Here is a 16,448-nt window from a genome sequence, read left to right as displayed (position 1 = left end):
GGACTCGGTTTGGTCTCGATATTGGATACGGTAAACCGGCTTAATCGCATAATCTGAACCGCCGTATACGGAGCCGTACGTACGGTGGTGTGAGAGGACGGCGGTCGCGAGACCGCCTCCTACTCGATTCAGGTTTGGTGCGCTTTGAATGGCGGGGATTTTGTAGTCGGAGGCGATTGATCTCCCACATTGGGTTCGGGGGCTTACCGGCGGAATTTTTTCAGACCTTCAACACTTTCCCGCCAATGGCCACCGCCACCAGCAACAGCGCCATCAAGGCAAAGGCAAAACTCAGGCTGCTGCCATGGGCGATGAAGCCGATCACGGCCGGCCCCGCCAGAATGCCCGCATAACCAAGAGTGGTTATGGCCGGCACGGCGATGCTTTCGGGCATGACCGTCTGTTTGCCGACCGCGGTGTACAGGACCGGCACGATGTTCGAACAACCGGCACCCAGCAGCGCATAACCCACCAACGCGGCCTCCCAGCTCGATGCAAACGTCGCCAGGAACAAGCCTGCGGCAGCCGTCAGCCCGCCGAACACAATCACCCGTGTCGCGCCCAGTCGTCGCACGATTTTGTCACCGGTCAAACGCCCGGCCGTCATGGTCAGGGCAAACGCCGCATACCCGAGCCCCGCATACGTCGTGTCGATACCGCGTTCCTGTGCCAGGAACACCGCGCTCCAGTCCAGCGCCGCACCTTCGGCGAGGAACACGATGAAGCACATGCCGCCGATAAACAGGACGATGCCATGGGGTACCGCAAACGCCGGCCCCGAACTCTCGCTGCCGTAGGGCAACAGGTGCGGCACGGCCTTGGCCAGCGCGATCAGCAACATCACGATCACCACCAGCGTGGCCCCCAACGGGGAAATCCCCAGGCCAAGCAAGCCGCTGACACCCGCTGCGCCGACAATCCCGCCCAGGCTGAACAGGCCATGGAACCCCGACATCATGTTTTTGCCGCTGGCGCGCTCGACGATCACAGCTTGCAGGTTGACCGTCGAATCCACAGTGCCGAGACCCGCGCCGAACATGAACAAGGCAGCGATCAGGGCCGGAATCGACGACACCGTCGCCAGCAGCGGCAGGGCGGCACAGATCAGCAGGGTGCCGCCGGTCGTCACCCGCCGGCAGCCGAAACGCGTGGCCAGGATCCCGGCCGACGGCATCGCCAGAATCGAACCCACCCCCAGGCACAGCAGCAACAATCCCAGGGTGCCTTCATCCAGCCCGGCCCGGGACTTGGCATAGGGCACCAACGGCGCCCACGCGGCGATGCCGAACCCGGCGATGAAAAAGGCGATGCGCGTGGACATTTGTTCCAGGCGGCCGGGAACGAAGGTGGTTTGGCTGTTGAGGCTGGTCATAACAATCCTTGGCAAAAAGCGTCGCGTCCTCAACGGACAGTGATCGGCCTGTGAGGGTTCGATCAGTGCCCGGAAAGTTCTACAGTCGTACAGGACGACATCGTTGCACAGCGCCGGTGTTTTTCGCGATATGTTGAGCCATTCCAATGACACGCGGAGGGCGCCATGGCGCAGAGGTACGATGCACGGGGCAATATTTACATCGTGGTAGCGCCAGAAGAATTGCGCCGCCAGGGCATCGACTTGCCCCATCAGGCCAGCCAGGCAGCGCAAACCCTGGAAGCCTGGGCGATAGCCGCGATCGAGGCTTGCTGCAGCTGGGCTCCAGGTACTCAACCGTCCGGCAGCAAAGATCATCGCAGCGACGGTTTGCTGGTCGGACCGTTTCAGTCGTCGCCTCCCTTTGATCTGTTGATCGTCAACACCGACGGTACCCTGGCCGAGCGCAGTGGCAACGGGCTGACGATTTTTTCCCAGGCCCTCAGCGATCAAGGGCTGTTGCCGCAGAACGAAGCCTGTCTGCTCAGGGTTCATCACGACAAGGCTGATACGCCTTCGCCGGGGCAGACTTCGGTGAAAGCCGCAGAGGTCGATGGCGTAAAGGGTTTCTGGCTCGACCTGGGCCAGCCGGGATTCGGGCCGTCGGCGGTCAGTGCTCACGGGGTTGAAGCGGCGGTGTTCAATGGTCGCGAACTCAGCCACGTTGAACAATTGGCGGTACTCAATAGTGCATGGTCGCGCAGCCAGTTCGCGCGGGTCGGCAATCCCCATTGCGTGACGCTGGTGGAAAGTGCCGAGGACCTGCCGAGCAACGAGCAGATGCGTGAGCCGGCGCTGGGTGAGGGGCTGACGCGGATTGCCTATGCCATGCCGGTTGGTGCAGGCAAACCTTGTCCGGCGGGGATCAATCTGCAATGGGCAATGCGCGTGTCCGAAGGGCACATCGCCGCACGGGTATTCGAGCGGGGCGAGGGGCCGACGGCGTCGTCGGGGACCAGTGCCAGCGCGGTGGCCTGTGCGGCCTGGCGGGCAGGTTGGGTCGGCGCCGGGGAGGTCAAGGTGACGATGCCGGGTGGCACGGCGCCGATCTTGCTGGAGGAAGAGTTGGGGGAATTGAGTCGGGTCAGCCTGTTTGGTACGGCTCGAATGATCGATTGACTTCGAAATAGCCATCGCGAGCAGGCTCGCTCCGACAGGTTTTGTGAACGACATATAACCACTGTAGGAGCGAGCCTGCTCGCGATGGGGCCAGTCCAGTCAGTGCAAATTTCAGCTCAGCCCACTGAACTCCACCACCGGCATCGTCCGCTTCATCAACACCTTGCCCGCACGCACCGAATACAACGGCAACCCCTGGCTGCGGATCACCTCGTAATCACTCTCTGCCGACAGAATCAGCAGATTCGCCGGCCGCCCACGCTCCAGGCCATAGCGATCGCCGAGGTTCATGGCTTTGGCGCTATTGTCCGTCACCAAGTCCAGCGCACTTTGCAGGTTGCGATAACCGAGCATGTGGCAGATGTGCAGCCCGGCTTCGAGCACCCGCAAAATGTTGCCGTTGCCCAGTGGATACCACGGGTCGACGATCGAATCCTGGCCGAAGCACACGTTCATGCCCGCTTCCAGCAACTCGTTGACCCGGGTCACGCCCCGGCGTTTCGGGAAATTGTCGAAGCGACCTTGCAGGTGGATGCTTTCAGTGGGGCAGGAGACAAAGCTGATCCCCGAATGGCCGAGCAGGCGAAACAGTTTGGCGCAGTAGGCGTTGTCGTAGGAGCCCATGGCGGTGGTGTGGCTGGCCGTGACCCGCGAACCCATGTCGCGGCTGCGGGCCTCTTCGGCGAGTACTTCGAGAAAGCGCGAATGCGGATCGTCGGTTTCGTCGCAATGCACGTCCACCAGACAACCGCTGCGTTCGGCCAGGTCCATGAGGAACTTCACCGAGCTGACGCCCTGGTCGCGGGTGTACTCGAAATGCGGAATACCACCCACCACGTCCGCGCCCATGCGGATGGCTTCCTCCATCAATTCTCGACCATTGCGGTAGGACTCGATGCCTTCCTGGGGGAACGCGACGATTTGCATATCGACCAGATGCCGGCTTTCCTCGCGCACTTCGAGCATCGCCTTGAGCGCGGTCAATTGCGGGTCGGTGACGTCGACGTGGGTGCGCACATGCTGGATGCCGTGGGCGGCGAGGGTCTGGATGGTTTTCCTGGCCCGGGTCTTGGTGTCTTCGTGGGTGATGGTCGCCTTGCGTTCGCCCCAGCACTCGATACCTTCGAACAGCGTGCCGCTCATGTTCCAGCGCGGATCACCGGCGGTCAGGGTCGCGTCGAGGTGGATGTGCGGTTCGACAAAGGGCGGCACCACCAGATTGCCGCCGGCATCCAGATCGTCGGGGCCCAGGGTCGGGGCTTCGATCTGGCGGGTGATGCTGCTGATCAGGCCGTTTTCCAGGTACAACTCATGCAGGCCTTCCTGGTTGCGCAGACGGGCGTTGATGATGTGCATCGGGTAGATCCTTTTGGCGAATCGTGTAGGCAATATCCTTACGTTAGCTCGCCTGCGGCGAATCCCGCCAGTTCAAAATGTGGGAGCGGGTTTGTTCAGGTAGATAGTTGCAGGGGTAAAAATCGCATAAGAGCGGCGACGACCGCTTCGGGTGCATCTTCCTGAACCAGATGACCGGCGTTGGGAATCGGATAAAACTGCGATCCGGGAATCATCCGATGCAGCGCCTGCCCGCGTTCGATGGGAATCCACTGGTCATCCTCTCCCCACAGGATCTGCACCGGGCAGCGAATCGTCGGGTACAGGCCCTCGGCCTCGCAGGTATAGCGCTCGTCCATCTGCGCGATCTGCCGGTAGAACGCCGCTTGCCCCGTCTCTCCCAGCCATGGCTGAACGTAGGGGGCGAGTTCGGCGTCGGGAATTTCCCGCTTGATCGCCCCGCGAATATAGGTCGGCACGATGGCGCGCTGGATGTAATCGGGCAGTCCGCTGAACGCCGCTTCATGCTGACGCACATGCTGCACGAACGGCGAACCCCAGGGCGTCAGCGCCACCGGGTCGATCAGCGTCAGGCTGCGGTAATCCTTGCCATTGAGCAGATGCGCGCGCAGGGCGGTGGCGCCGCCGAAGTCGTGGGCCACCACGTCGGGGCAATCCAGGCGCCAATGCTCCAGCAACTGCGCCAACAACTGGTTTTGCACACCGAGCGAGACATCGTCGTCGGGTTGTGCCGACTGCCCGTAGCCCAGCAGATCGAAGTAGTAGACGCGGTGAGTGGCGGCGAAATACGGCGCGATCCGGTGCCACACGAAAGAAGAAAAGGGCGTGCCATGCACGAACACCAGCGGCGGGCCGTCACCGCGCACGGCGTAGCGCACCTGATGTCCGTTGAAGGCAAAGACCTGATCCAGCGGCCAGTCAGTCATGGGCTTGTCCTCTTGGCGGGGGAAGAGGCAAAAAGCATAGGCATAAAAAAACAGCCGATGAAGGCTGTTTGCTTTTTCTCTGACAAACTGTAGGAGCGAGCTTGCTCGCGAAGAACGTCAACGATAACGCGAGGTATCTGGCAGCCCGCGGTGCTCTGACGTCCATCGCGAGCAAGCTCGCTCCTACAGGGGGGCAGTGACTTTACTCGCCGCGATAGATGCAACCGCTGGTGCAGGTCTCGTGGATGCGGATTGCACTGAGCTCCGGCAGCAGGGGCTTCATTTCCTGCCAGATAAACTTGGCCAGCACTTCGCTGGTCGGGTTTTCCAGGCCAGGAATGTCGTTCAGGTAGTTGTGGTCCAGTCGCTCGTACAGCGGCTTGAAGATCGCCTTGATTTCCGAGAAGTCGCGGATCCAGCCAGTGTGCGGGTCGAGGTCGCCGCTCAGGTGGATCGCCACTTTGAACGAGTGACCGTGCAGGCGGCCGCACTTGTGGCCGTCCGGTACGTGGGGCAGGCGGTGGGCGGATTCGAAAGTAAATTCCTTGAAGATTTCCACAGTGTTTTCAGCTCTGTTCAGGTGGCGTTCGCCGCAGCGATTCGGGCAGGCGGCGAGTTTACCAGTTTGTCCTGACTAAAGGGTCAGCAAGCGCTCGCCGAGGCGACCGTTGGCGGCCAGTTCGAGGAATTCGTCGCCCAGGCGGCGGCTTTCATCCATGGTCGTGCGCCAGTATTTCTGCCGGCTCGGGGCGTCGCCCATGAAGCGCTTGAAGTCGTTACGGTCCGGCAGTTTGCCGTAGGGCAGGCGCGCCAGGTAGTCCTTCGACGGCGCCAGCAGCAGCACGTTTTGCAAGCGAGCCGGGCAGGCGCGGCGCCACGGCAGGGTCTTGTCGAACCAGCCGGGAATCACCCGGTCGGTGAAGTGCGGGTAAAGCACTATGTCGTCGCCGCTGTAGGGCAGGTCCAGGTGGTAATCCAGCAGGCCGCCGTCGCGGTAGGTTCCCGCACCGGCGCCCGGCAAGTCGCGCACGCCCTCCATCACCATCGGAATCGAGCCCGAAGCGAGCAAGGCCTGGCGCAAATTGCCGGCATCGAGGGCGACGAAGCGCGACGGAAAGTCAGTCAAGGCATCGACCGGCGGCGCCAGGCGCGGGTCGTGGATGATCAGGCGTTCGAAGTGCCGGGCCAGCCGCGCCCGGCCACGCAGGTTGTCGGCGATGACCGAGGACAGGCCCAGCCCGAGGCGAGCGCGATGATCGTCGGCGAGCAGGCCGTGGCTTTTGACCACCATGATGTTCAGGCGGTAATCGCTGTTGCCGAGGATCGAGGCATCGCGACCGTCGAGCAGGTCATTGAGCATGCGCCGGGAGCTCTGGCTGATCTGCGCCATGGTCACGCCCTTGGCGAAACTCTGCTCGGTGTACAGCTGCCCGAGACGCCGGATGCCCTCGGCGGCGTCCGGCAGGCAGGCGCTGGCGAAGCGCCAGGAACCCACCGATGCGCCAATCAGCGAGCGTTCCCGCGGTGCCGCCGGCAGCCACTCGCCGAACAGCGCCAGGTCCAGTCCCTGAATCCCCAGCGCCTTCGGACCGCCGGCCGCGCCAGGCAAGGTGCCGACCTCGGCCGCGTCAAGGCCGTTGGCGCGGATGTGCGCATAGGCGCGCGGACCGGCCTTGAGGGTCAGGGAAGGGGACTTGATGTGGATGGCGGTCATACCGGTCTCGATGTGTGTGTAGGAGCTGCCGAAGGCTGCGATCTTTTGATCTTTTGCTAGGCGACTCAAGTGAAAGTGAGAAAGGATCGCAGCCTTCGGCAGCTCCTGCAGGATTTGTGGGGTTGGCAATGATGGCAATTCAGCTTCAGTTAAGTTCAGCTGGTTAAGATGGCTCGCCTGGACCCCGACGCAACGCTGAGGTAGCGCGACGCTGATACCATAGTGGCTTTCGAGAAGCTCACACCACTCGCACCGACCGGGATCTGGAATTAGACGCTGTCAGCGGGCAGGTTCTCAAGGATCATCAGGATTGGTAATGAAGGTGTTTCTATTCAAGCGATGCACCGGCAGCTGGATAGCGCTGGTGCTTCTGGCTTTTTGCTCGGCAGTGATGGCCCACGACCTGGACCAGGATGAAGCCCTGCGCCTGCGTCAACAGGGCGTGATCCTGCCGCTGGAGCAACTGCTGCAGCAGGCAATGGATCGCTACCCCGGCGCGAAACTGCTGGAAGCCGGGCTCGAAGAAAAACATGACGTCTACATTTATGAAGTCGAGCTGCTGACCCCTGAAGGCGTGGTTCGCGAACTGGACATCGAAGCCTCCACCGGCCGTTTACTCAAAGACAAGGAAGACTGATCCATGCGTTTGCTGCTGGTGGAAGACCATGTGCCCCTGGCCGACGAACTGCTGGCCGGTCTCAACCGCCAGGGCTATGCGGTGGACTGGCTGGCCGATGGTCGCGACGCGGTGTATCAGGGCAGTACTGAACCTTACGACCTGATCATCCTCGACCTCGGTTTGCCGGGCGTGCCGGGGCTTGAGGTGCTGGCGCAATGGCGCGCGACAGGGCTGGCCACGCCGGTGCTGATCCTGACCGCCCGTGGTTCCTGGGCCGAGCGCATCGAAGGCCTGAAGGCCGGCGCCGATGATTACCTGACCAAACCGTTTCATCCCGAAGAGCTGTTTTTGCGCATCCAGGCGTTGCTGCGCCGCTCCCATGGCCAGGTCAACCAGCCAACGCTCAAGGCCGCCGGTCTGCATCTGGACGAAGGTCGCCAGTGCGTTGTCCGCGACGGTGCGGACATTCAGCTGACTGCCGCGGAGTTTCGCCTGTTGCGTTATTTCATGCTGCACCCCGAGCGGATCCTCTCCAAAAGCCACCTCGCCGAGCACCTCTACGACGGTGAAACCGAGCGCGACTCCAATGTGCTGGAGGTCCACGTCAACCATTTGCGCCGCAAGCTCGGCAAAAGTGTGATTGAAACCCGTCGCGGCCAGGGCTACCTGTTCGGCGGGCAAGCCCGGTGAGATCGATCCAGCGCCGCTTGAGCCTGGGCCTGATCAGCGTGATGGTGGTCGTTGGCCTGATACTGGCGCAAACCAGCCTGTGGCTGTTCGAAATGGGTTTGCAGCGCTACCTCGAGGCCGGGTTGCGCAATGACAGCGAGAACCTGCTGGCGGCACTGGTGCGCGGGCCGCAAGGCTTGCAACTGGATGAACGACGCCTGTCGCCGGCCTATCAGCGGCCGTTTTCCGGGCATTATTTCCGCATCGATCTCGCCGACGGCCATTGGCGTTCCCGTTCCTTATGGGATCAGGAGCTGCCAGCGCTCGATCAACCCGGCCTGCACGACGACCTGCAACTGGGGCCGGAAGGGCAACAGTTGCTGGTATTGCGTACGGACTATCGACGTTCGGGGTTGCCGATCTCCATCAGCGTCGCCGAGGATTACACGCCAATACGCGAAAGCTTCCGGCTTATGCAACAGCTCGGGTTGGGCCTCGGTTTGACCGGGCTGCTGGTGATTCTGTTGCTGCAACGGATCACCGTGCGCCGCGCCTTGCGCCCGCTGGAGCAGGCGCGCGAACAGATCGCGCAGTTGCAACAGGGCCAGCGCTCGCAACTCGATGATCAGGTGCCGGTGGAGCTGGAGCCACTGGTGGCGCAGATCAACCACTTGCTGGCCCACACCGAAGACAGCCTCAAGCGCTCGCGCAATGCCTTGGGCAACCTCGGCCACGCGTTGAAAACGCCGCTGGCGGTGCTGTTGAGCCTGGCCTCGAGCGAACCGCTTGAGGCGCACCCGCAACTGCGCAAGGTCCTCAAGGAACAACTGCAGCAGGTCGAGCAACGGCTCAATCGCGAACTCAATCGTGCGCGGTTGTCCGGCGATGCGCTGCCGGGCGCGAAGTTTGATTGCGATGCTGAACTCCCCGGATTGCTGGCAACCCTGAACATGATCCATGGCGAACACCTGGCGCTGAGCTACCGCGCACCGCCCGGCCTGCAATTGCCCTGGGATCGTGAAGACCTGCTGGAACTGCTGGGCAACCTGCTGGACAACGCCTGCAAATGGGCGGATGCCGAGGTGCGGCTGAGTGTGGTCGAGCGGGCGCAGGGGTTTGAACTGAGTGTGGAAGATGATGGCCCGGGCATTCCCGAAGAGCGTCGCGATCAGGTATTTGGTCGAGGTACGCGGCTGGATGAGCAAACCCATGGGCATGGTCTGGGGCTGGGTATCGTGCGTGACATCGTCGATAGCTGGGGCGGCAAACTGTCGTTGCTGGAAAGCGAGTGGGGCGGGCTGAAGGTCGTCATCGAATTGCCCAAGCACTGATAATCGCCGTCCTGTAGGAGCGAGCTTGCTCGCGATGATCGTTAACGATGACGCGCCCTTTCTGATTCACAGCGGCGCCCTTGCGTTCATCGCGAGCAAGCTCGCTCCTACAGTGATTTGTGTCTACCTCAGGTGTGATGAATCTCCCGATCCTTGGTTTCCGGCATGAAGAAAATACCCAGCACAGCCGTCATCACCGCGATGACGATCGGATACCACAGCCCATAGTAGATATCCCCCGTGGCCGCCACCATGGCAAACGCCACCGTCGGCAGGAAACCACCGAACCAGCCATTGCCGATGTGATAGGGCAGCGACATCGAGGTGTAGCGGATGCGTGCCGGGAACAGTTCCACCAGCCAGGCGGCGATCGGCCCGTAGACCATGGTCACGTAGATCACCAGGATGGTCAGGAGCAACAGCACCATCGGGTAGTTGGTCTTGGCCGGGTCGGCCTTCTCGGGGTAGCCGGCGTCCTTGAGGGCAGTGACGAGGGTGGCGGTAAAGGCGTCGTTTTTGGCCTTGAAGTCGGCGGCGGGCATGCCGGTGCCCTCGAAGCTCTCGATCACTTTCTCGCCAATACGCACCTGCGCAATGGCGCCCGGCTCGGCGTTCACGTTCTTGTAGGGGATGGCCTTTTTGGCCAGCACGGTCTTGGCCAGGTCGCAGGAGCTGGTGAATTTGGCCTTGCCCACCGGGTCGAACTGGAACGAGCACTGACCGGGATTGGCGACTACCGTGACCGGATTCTTCTCCTGCGCAATGAACACGTCGGGGTTACCGTATTGGGTCAACGCATGGAAGATCGGGAAGTAAGTCAGTGCCGCGATGATGCAGCCGGCCATGATGATGCCCTTGCGACCGATGCGGTCAGACAGGCTGCCGAATATGACGAAGAACGGTGTGCCGATCAGCAGTGAGCCGGCAATTAGCAGGTTGGCGGTCTGTGGGTCGATCTTCAGCGTCTGCAGCAGGAAGAACAGCGCATAGAATTGCCCGGTGTACCAGACCACGGCCTGGCCAGCGGTGCCACCGAGCAGGGCCATGATCACGATCTTGAGGTTTTCCCAGCGGGCGAAGGATTCGGTCAGCGGTGCCTTGGACGCCTTGCCTTCAGCCTTCATTTTCATGAACACCGGTGATTCGCTGAGTTGCAGGCGGATGTAGACCGAGACGATCAGCAGCAGGATCGACAGCAGGAACGGAATCCGCCAGCCCCAGGCTTCGAAGGCTTCGGTGCCCAGAGCGGTACGGCAGGCGAGGATCACCAGCAGTGAAAGAAACAGGCCGAGGGTTGCTGTCGTCTGGATCCACGAGGTGAAGTAGCCACGTTTGCCCTTGGGTGCGTGTTCGGCCACGTAGGTCGCTGCACCGCCGTATTCACCGCCCAGCGCCAGGCCTTGCATAAGGCGCAGGCTGATCAGAATGATCGGCGCGGCTACGCCGATGGTTGCATAGCCCGGCAGCAAACCCACCACAGCCGTGGAAATACCCATGATCACGATGGTGATGAGGAACGTGTGTTTACGCCCGATCATGTCGCCCAGTCGACCGAACACAATCGCCCCGAAGGGCCGCACGGCGAAGCCGGCAGCGAAGGCGAGCAGGGCGAAGATGAAGGAAGTCGTTTCGTTGACACCGGCGAAGAAGTGCTTGGCGATAATCGCCGCGAGGGAACCGTACAGGTAGAAGTCATACCATTCGAACACGGTGCCCAGGGACGAGGCGAAAATGACCTTGCGTTCCTCCCTGGTGATTCCGTGGTTGGGCGCGCTGCCCGTGGCTGTATTGTCGATTGCTGCCATGAGTATTCTCCGTCTTGCTCTTGTTGTAGGCCGGAGCACCTCTCAAATGTTGCCGCACCCTGGCCCTGGGGCTGATGTCGTCGGATTACGCAAAGCTTGCTTTGAAGTTGACGTCCCGGATTGCTGCGAGGTTCCCTGAAGCATAATCAGGTTCTGCTAGATATCCACTCGCCATCATGCTGGAGGCACACAAACCTGTAGGAGCGAGCTCGCTCGCGAAAATCGTCAACGATGACGCGGGGAATCTGATTCTCCGCGGCGCCCTCGGGTTTTTCGCGAGCAAGCTCGCTCCTACAGTTAAAGTTGCAGTTGCGGGTTTAAACGCGGAACTGGTCCATCAAACTCTGCTGCTGGTTCGCCAGGCTGTTGATCTCCTCGGCCACTGCACACTCAGAGTCCCCACGAGCTTTGACACCGCGCCGACTCTACGGCAAAGTGCGCGCCCTCTAATAAAACCCATTCCTTTTATCCGCTGGCGGCTCTCGCAGACTGCCGGCCGGACTCTTTTCGCTTGCCCAGAGGTATGACAATGAATGCAGTAATTGCCGCGGTCGGCATCATGCTGGTACTCAGCCTGTCCCGCGTGCATGTGGTGATCGCCCTGATCGTCGGTGCGCTGGTCGGTGGCTTGACCGGTGGCCTGGGGATCGAAGCGACGCTCAAGGCTTTCAACAGCGGCCTCGGTGGCGGGGCGACGGTGGCGTTGTCCTACGCCTTGCTCGGGGCTTTCGCCGTGGCCATTGCCAAGTCCGGCATGGCCCATGCGCTGGCCGACAAGGCCCTGGCGATGGTCGATCGCCAGCACGCCAGCGGCGGTGGCCAGGTCAAATGGCTGCTGATCGGCCTGCTCTGGGTCGTGGCCATCGCCTCGCAGAACATCCTGCCGATCCATATCGCGTTCATTCCGTTGCTGGTGCCGCCGCTTCTTTATGTGCTGACCAGGCTGCAACTGGACCGTCGCCTGATCGCCTGTGTCATGACCTTCGGTTTGATCACGCCCTACATGTTTCTGCCGGTGGGCTTTGGCAACATCTTCCTCAATGAGATCCTGCTGGCCAACGTCGCCCGCAGCGGTGTGGACATCAGCGGCATCAATGTGACCCACGCCATGGGCATTCCGGCCCTGGGCATGGTGGCGGGCCTGCTGATCGCGTTTGTCAGCTACCGCAAGAAGCGTGTCTACGACCTGGAAAAGATCGAACAAGTCGAGCAGGTGGCGGTGCAATACAACCCGCTGAGCCTGATGGTGGCCGGCGTGGCCATCGCGGTGGCGTTCATCATTCAGTTGTTGCTGGATTCGATGATTATCGGTGCATTGGCCGGTTTCCTGATTTTCTCGGTGTCGGGCATCGTCAAATGGCGCGACACCGATGACCTGTTCACCGAAGGCATGAAAATGATGGCAATGATCGGCTTCATCATGATCGCAGCCTCAGGCTTTGCCGAAGTGATGAAGGCCACCGGTGAGGTGCAGACGCTGGTCGAGTCGTCGGCGGCTTACATCGATCACAGCAAAGGCATCGGCGCCTTGCTGATGCTGCTGGTGGGGTTGTTGGTGACCATGGGAATCGGCTCGTCGTTCTCCACCGTGCCGATTCTGGCGGCGATCTTCGTGCCGTTGTGCGTGCAACTGGGTTTCAGCCCGATTGCCATCGTGTGCATCGTCGGCACCGCCGGTGCCCTGGGCGACGCCGGTTCGCCGGCTTCGGACTCGACCCTCGGCCCGACCTCCGGCCTGAACATCGACGGCCAGCACCATCACATCTGGGACACCGTGGTCCCGACTTTCCTGCACTACAACCTGCCGCTGCTGGCGTTTGGCTGGGTGGCCGCGATGGTTCTGTAACCCCGGAACCCCTGTAGGAGCGAGCCTGCTCGCGATGGTGTGTCAGCCGACACCAAGGTAGCTGACACACCTTCGCGAGCAGGCTCGCTCCTACAAGGGATCTTCAGTGCTCCTGATGACCGCGTTCAACTTTTGACCCGGCGTGCCGTTAAAGCTTTTAACCACGCCAACAAAATCAAAAGAGTGAACGTCATGCGCATGAGCCTCAAGGCCAAAGTCCTGTCCCTTGCCGTCCTCCCGGTGTTGCTGTTTGCGCTGGTCATCAGCCTGACCACGCTGTTCATTCTGCAGGATCAGGCGCGCAAGGAAGTCGAGCAGACCCGCGAGCGCTTGCTCAGCGATGCCAAGGCGACCCTGCAAAGCTACGTGGCCGTGGCCATGACCATGATCAAACCGCTCTACGACGCGGCCGCCCCCGGCGATGAGACAGCGCGGGCCCAGGTGATCAAGCTTCTGTCGAGCATCACCTATGGCAAGGACGGCTACTTCTTCGGCTACGACTCCAACACCGTGCGCCTGTTCAAGGCCAACAGCCCCGAAGGCGTGGGCCAGAGCTTCAAGGACAACCGCGACCCGAACGGCGTCTACGTCAACCGCGACCTGGTGAAAGTCGCCAGGGACGGTACGCACTACCTGCAATACAGCTCGCCCTTGCCCGGCAACACCCAGGTGCTGGTGCCCAAGCTCGGTTACACCGAATACCTGCCGAAGTGGGACATGGCGGTCGGCACCTCGGTCAACCTCGACGGCATCGAAGCGCAAGTGGCGGTGGTCGAAGCCAAGGTCCAGGAGCGCATGCAAGGCATGGTGCTGAGCATCGTCGGCGTGGCGCTCGTGGTGCTGCTGGTGATCGCCGCTGCCGGGATGTTGCTGGCCAACACCATTCTGCGTCCGCTGCATTTGATGAAAGCCAACCTCGACGACATTGCGGCAGGCGAGGGTGATCTGACCCGCCGCCTGACCATCACCAGCCAGGACGAACTCGGTGAACTGGCCGGTTCGTTCAACCGTTTCGTCGACAAGATCCACGGCCTGGTACGGCAGATCACCGAAATGACCTCGCAACTGACCGGGCTGGTGAATCAGGTGTCCGACCAGGCCAATCGCTCGGACCAGGCCATGGAACGTCAGCGCCATGAGACTGATCAGGTGGCCACGGCAATCAACGAAATGTCAGCGGCGGCTCAGGAAGTGGCCAAAAGCGCGCAGAACGCCGCGGTGGCAGCCCAGCAGACCGACGAAGAAGGGCAGGCCGCCAAGCGCGTGGTGGCTGGCAGCATCGAGAAGATCCATGCCTTGGTGGATGACATCCGCAGCAGCGGCGTGTCCCTGGACAGCCTGCAAAAAGACGTGTCGTCGATTGTCAGCGTGCTCGGGGTGATTCGCTCGATTGCCGAGCAGACCAACCTGCTGGCGCTCAACGCGGCCATCGAAGCCGCCCGTGCCGGCGAGGCCGGGCGCGGCTTTGCGGTGGTGGCCGATGAAGTGCGGGCGCTGGCCAGCCGCACGCAAATCAGCACCCAGGAAATCCAGGGCATGATCGACCGCTTGCAGGCCGGCACCCGGTCGGCGGTGGAGGCAATGCGCCGCTCCAGCGAGGCCGGCGACGGCACCTCGGCCCAGGCCAACGAGGCGGGGGCTTCGCTGGACACCATGGCCCAGCTGATCGCGACCATCAATTCGATGAACGCGCAGATCGCCAGTGCCGCCGAAGAGCAAACCGCCGTGGCCGAAGAGATCAATCGCAGCGTGCATCAGATTGCCGTGGCGGTGGACAGCGTCGCCGACGAAACCCAGCTCGGCGCGCAGACTTCGCGCAGCCTGGCCGACCTCGGTCAGCGCCTGGGCGGTCTGGTGGGGCAGTTCCGGATCTGATTAAAACATTTGTGGCGAACGAGCTTGCTCGCCACAAAAGATCGCAGCCTGCGGCAGCTCCTACACTTACGGTGTGCATCCGAGCACTGGCGACCACACAAGAGGAGTCAGCCCCATGATTGACCGCGAAAGTATCTGCGATTGCCCGAAATGTTCCTGCAAACTCGGTGAACATCCGATTGCCCGTCACGGCAAGCATTACTGCTGTGAAGCCTGCGCCAAACACCATGAACACGGCGAGGAATGCACCCATAAAGGTTGCAAGTGCGCTCATGGCTGACAACCGCGAATGAAAAGTGGAGCCTAATCCGGCTCCACTTCCAGCCTGAGGCTGTCATCCTCCAGGCGTTCGCAGTGGCGCACGGTACCTTGCAAGCGCCGCCCTTCGACCCGCAGCACCAGGGTCCTGGCTTGCTCCAGATCTTCCGGTAGTGGCGCCGGGACGCGTATGGCGAAGCAGAATGGGTCATTTTCGACCTGTTCCAGTCTGATCCGGCACTCGGCGCTTTTGGTGATGCGCCCGGATAGCGTGTCCAGACCATAGTCCAGATGCGCAGGGCTGCTGACGGGTGTTGCGCTCATATCCCTTCCCCCCGAACCTGATGGTTGCCGGAGATCAGTTCGCCGGCCGCCACTTGACGTTTTCCACGCCAAATTTTTCCGCCATCGGCTTGCTGGTCTTTTGCACCTTCTCGCGTCCGAAACGGGGGATTCGCCCCACCCCTGCGTCGCAGCTCGCCCAATGCCAGGCTTCTGCGTTATCCATTTTTTCCAGGCGGATGATGAATGATTTCGGAGCACCATGGAGGGTGTACTCGATGACGAATAATTTTGCACTGTTCATAAAGCTCCGGTTCCTCCCTGTCTTACATAAAAGGATCGCGCGCCATCTGGAAAATTCACTCGGTTTGTCGGACGACGGCGGTTGCTGGCGACAAGTTCGGTGCCTCGTTACCATGGGGTCTTCCGGCCCCCCCAAATGAACATAGACCATGGCCCTCGCCGCACCGCCTGACCTGAGTGACACCGATGTGCCCGTGCAACCGCTGGCTCGCACCTATCCGCGTGGGTTGTACATCGAGCCTCATGAGCACGTCTGGGGCCAGTTGCTGTATGCGATGAGCGGGGTGATGTGGGTCGAGACGCCGCACGAGGCGCTGGTGGTGCCGCCGCAGCGGGCGGTGTGGTTGCCGCCCGGCGTGCCCCACGGGATTCGCGTGGTGTCCGACCTGCAAATGCGCAATATCTACTTGCGCCCGTCCCTGGCGGCGACCCTGGATGACAGCGTGCAAGTCATTGAGGTCGGCGGTTTGCTGCGCGAGCTGATCGTCGGTCTGGTGGAGCAGGGCAACGACGGGCCGCCCGAGTATTACGACGCGCTGGTGGGGCTGGCACTGCTGGAGCTCAAGCGCGCCAGGCGTTCGCTGCTGAAAATCCCGCTGCCGGACGATTCCGACCGACGGCTGATGAACCTGTGTCAGGCGGTCATGGTCGCGCCTTCACTGGACATTCCTTTCGAACAACATGCGGATAACGCCGGAGCCAGCGTGCGCACCCTGGCGCGGCTGTTCAAGGACGGCCTGGGCATGGGTTTCGCCGAGTGGCGGCGTCAGGTGCAACTGGCGACGGCGGTGGCCGGGTTGATCCAGGGCGCACCGGTCAGTGCGATTGCCCGGGAGCTGGGCTATTCGCCGAGCAGCTTCAGTGACATGTTTCGTCGTGAGCTGGGTGTCGCCCCCTCGCAGTTTCCTGCGGCGCAACGCCAGGACTGAGTTCG

General features: G+C 61.7%; 16 protein-coding genes and 1 pseudogene. 9 read left to right on the top strand and 8 right to left on the bottom strand.

Going from position 1 to position 16,448, the window contains the following annotated elements; all coding sequences use genetic code 11:
* Window positions 1–220: 220 nt before the first annotated feature.
* Window positions 221–1,372, bottom strand: coding sequence for an MFS transporter (locus tag AC1DKH_RS19580; protein WP_477798994.1), 1,152 nt, complete (start codon window positions 1,370–1,372; stop codon window positions 221–223).
* A 165-nt stretch (window positions 1,373–1,537) separates the two neighbouring features.
* Here AC1DKH_RS19580 and AC1DKH_RS19575 point away from each other — a divergent pair, with 165 nt between their 5' ends.
* Complete coding sequence (locus AC1DKH_RS19575) at window positions 1,538–2,530, top strand: diaminopimelate epimerase (protein ID WP_477798993.1); 993 nt, start codon at window positions 1,538–1,540, stop codon at window positions 2,528–2,530.
* A gap of 111 nt (window positions 2,531–2,641) precedes the next feature.
* Here AC1DKH_RS19575 and codA read toward each other — a convergent pair whose 3' ends face one another.
* The 4 genes from codA to AC1DKH_RS19555 all read right to left on the bottom strand — a co-directional run bounded on the left by codA (window position 2,642) and on the right by AC1DKH_RS19555 (window position 6,526).
* Complete coding sequence (codA, locus tag AC1DKH_RS19570; protein ID WP_477754514.1) at window positions 2,642–3,886, bottom strand: cytosine deaminase; 1,245 nt, start codon at window positions 3,884–3,886, stop codon at window positions 2,642–2,644.
* 95 nt (window positions 3,887–3,981) lie between these two features.
* On the bottom strand, window positions 3,982–4,812 hold the full coding sequence (locus AC1DKH_RS19565) for an alpha/beta fold hydrolase (protein WP_477754513.1): 831 nt from the start codon (window positions 4,810–4,812) through the stop codon (window positions 3,982–3,984).
* 202 nt (window positions 4,813–5,014) lie between these two features.
* Window positions 5,015–5,371 carry a 6-carboxytetrahydropterin synthase QueD gene (gene queD, locus AC1DKH_RS19560; RefSeq protein ID WP_008049817.1) on the bottom strand — a complete coding sequence of 119 codons (357 nt, stop codon included), beginning with the start codon at window positions 5,369–5,371 and terminating at the stop codon, window positions 5,015–5,017.
* Between the two features lie 75 nt (window positions 5,372–5,446).
* Window positions 5,447–6,526, bottom strand: a complete 1,080-nt coding sequence (locus AC1DKH_RS19555) for a patatin-like phospholipase family protein (RefSeq protein ID WP_477798992.1) — start codon at window positions 6,524–6,526, stop codon at window positions 5,447–5,449.
* A 316-nt stretch (window positions 6,527–6,842) separates the two neighbouring features.
* On the opposite strand from AC1DKH_RS19555, the gene AC1DKH_RS19550 reads away from it, so the two are divergent.
* From AC1DKH_RS19550 to AC1DKH_RS19540, 3 genes are read left to right on the top strand one after another with little or no spacing between them, the layout of a single operon-like run.
* Window positions 6,843–7,163: a PepSY domain-containing protein gene (locus tag AC1DKH_RS19550; protein ID WP_477754511.1), complete on the top strand. Its 321-nt coding sequence runs from the start codon at window positions 6,843–6,845 to the stop codon at window positions 7,161–7,163.
* Window positions 7,164–7,166: 3 nt separating this feature from the next.
* Entirely contained in the window at window positions 7,167–7,835 is a 669-nt protein-coding gene (locus tag AC1DKH_RS19545; RefSeq protein ID WP_477754510.1) for a response regulator transcription factor, read from the top strand.
* Complete coding sequence (locus tag AC1DKH_RS19540; protein ID WP_477798991.1) at window positions 7,832–9,145, top strand: sensor histidine kinase; 1,314 nt, start codon at window positions 7,832–7,834, stop codon at window positions 9,143–9,145. The genes AC1DKH_RS19545 and AC1DKH_RS19540 overlap by 4 nt, the downstream gene beginning before the upstream one ends.
* Window positions 9,146–9,273: 128 nt before the next feature.
* On the opposite strand, the gene AC1DKH_RS19535 is transcribed toward AC1DKH_RS19540, so the two are convergent.
* On the bottom strand, window positions 9,274–10,950 hold the full coding sequence (locus AC1DKH_RS19535) for an MFS transporter (RefSeq protein WP_477798990.1): 1,677 nt from the start codon (window positions 10,948–10,950) through the stop codon (window positions 9,274–9,276).
* Between the two features lie 529 nt (window positions 10,951–11,479).
* On the opposite strand from AC1DKH_RS19535, the gene AC1DKH_RS19530 reads away from it, so the two are divergent.
* From AC1DKH_RS19530 to AC1DKH_RS19515, 4 genes and pseudogenes are all read left to right on the top strand, one after another.
* Window positions 11,480–12,796: a Na+/H+ antiporter family protein gene (locus tag AC1DKH_RS19530; RefSeq protein WP_477760732.1), complete on the top strand. Its 1,317-nt coding sequence runs from the start codon at window positions 11,480–11,482 to the stop codon at window positions 12,794–12,796.
* Between the two features lie 192 nt (window positions 12,797–12,988).
* Window positions 12,989–13,813: pseudogene (locus AC1DKH_RS19525) on the top strand (cache domain-containing protein); the annotation flags it as partial.
* A 36-nt stretch (window positions 13,814–13,849) separates the two neighbouring features.
* A complete protein-coding gene (locus tag AC1DKH_RS19520; protein ID WP_477787664.1) occupies window positions 13,850–14,671 on the top strand; it encodes a methyl-accepting chemotaxis protein in 822 nt (273 codons plus the stop codon).
* Window positions 14,672–14,786: 115 nt separating this feature from the next.
* Window positions 14,787–14,951: a metallothionein gene (locus AC1DKH_RS19515; protein ID WP_103395323.1), complete on the top strand. Its 165-nt coding sequence runs from the start codon at window positions 14,787–14,789 to the stop codon at window positions 14,949–14,951.
* A gap of 23 nt (window positions 14,952–14,974) precedes the next feature.
* On the opposite strand, the gene AC1DKH_RS19510 is transcribed toward AC1DKH_RS19515, so the two are convergent.
* Window positions 14,975–15,253 carry a hypothetical protein gene (locus AC1DKH_RS19510; RefSeq protein WP_477798989.1) on the bottom strand — a complete coding sequence of 93 codons (279 nt, stop codon included), beginning with the start codon at window positions 15,251–15,253 and terminating at the stop codon, window positions 14,975–14,977.
* A gap of 34 nt (window positions 15,254–15,287) precedes the next feature.
* The gene (locus AC1DKH_RS19505) at window positions 15,288–15,515 is read right to left on the bottom strand and encodes a DUF6555 family protein (RefSeq protein ID WP_057714008.1); all 228 of its coding nucleotides are present in this window, start codon (window positions 15,513–15,515) and stop codon (window positions 15,288–15,290) included.
* Window positions 15,516–15,663: 148 nt separating this feature from the next.
* Here AC1DKH_RS19505 and AC1DKH_RS19500 point away from each other — a divergent pair, with 148 nt between their 5' ends.
* The gene (locus tag AC1DKH_RS19500; protein ID WP_477798988.1) at window positions 15,664–16,443 is read left to right on the top strand and encodes an AraC family transcriptional regulator; all 780 of its coding nucleotides are present in this window, start codon (window positions 15,664–15,666) and stop codon (window positions 16,441–16,443) included.
* Window positions 16,444–16,448 lie beyond the last annotated feature (5 nt).

The sequence above is a fragment of the Pseudomonas sp. 05L36 genome (assembly GCF_056398125.1).
Note: the sequence above shows the minus strand (reverse complement) of the source record. Positions and strands in the feature narration are given on the sequence as shown.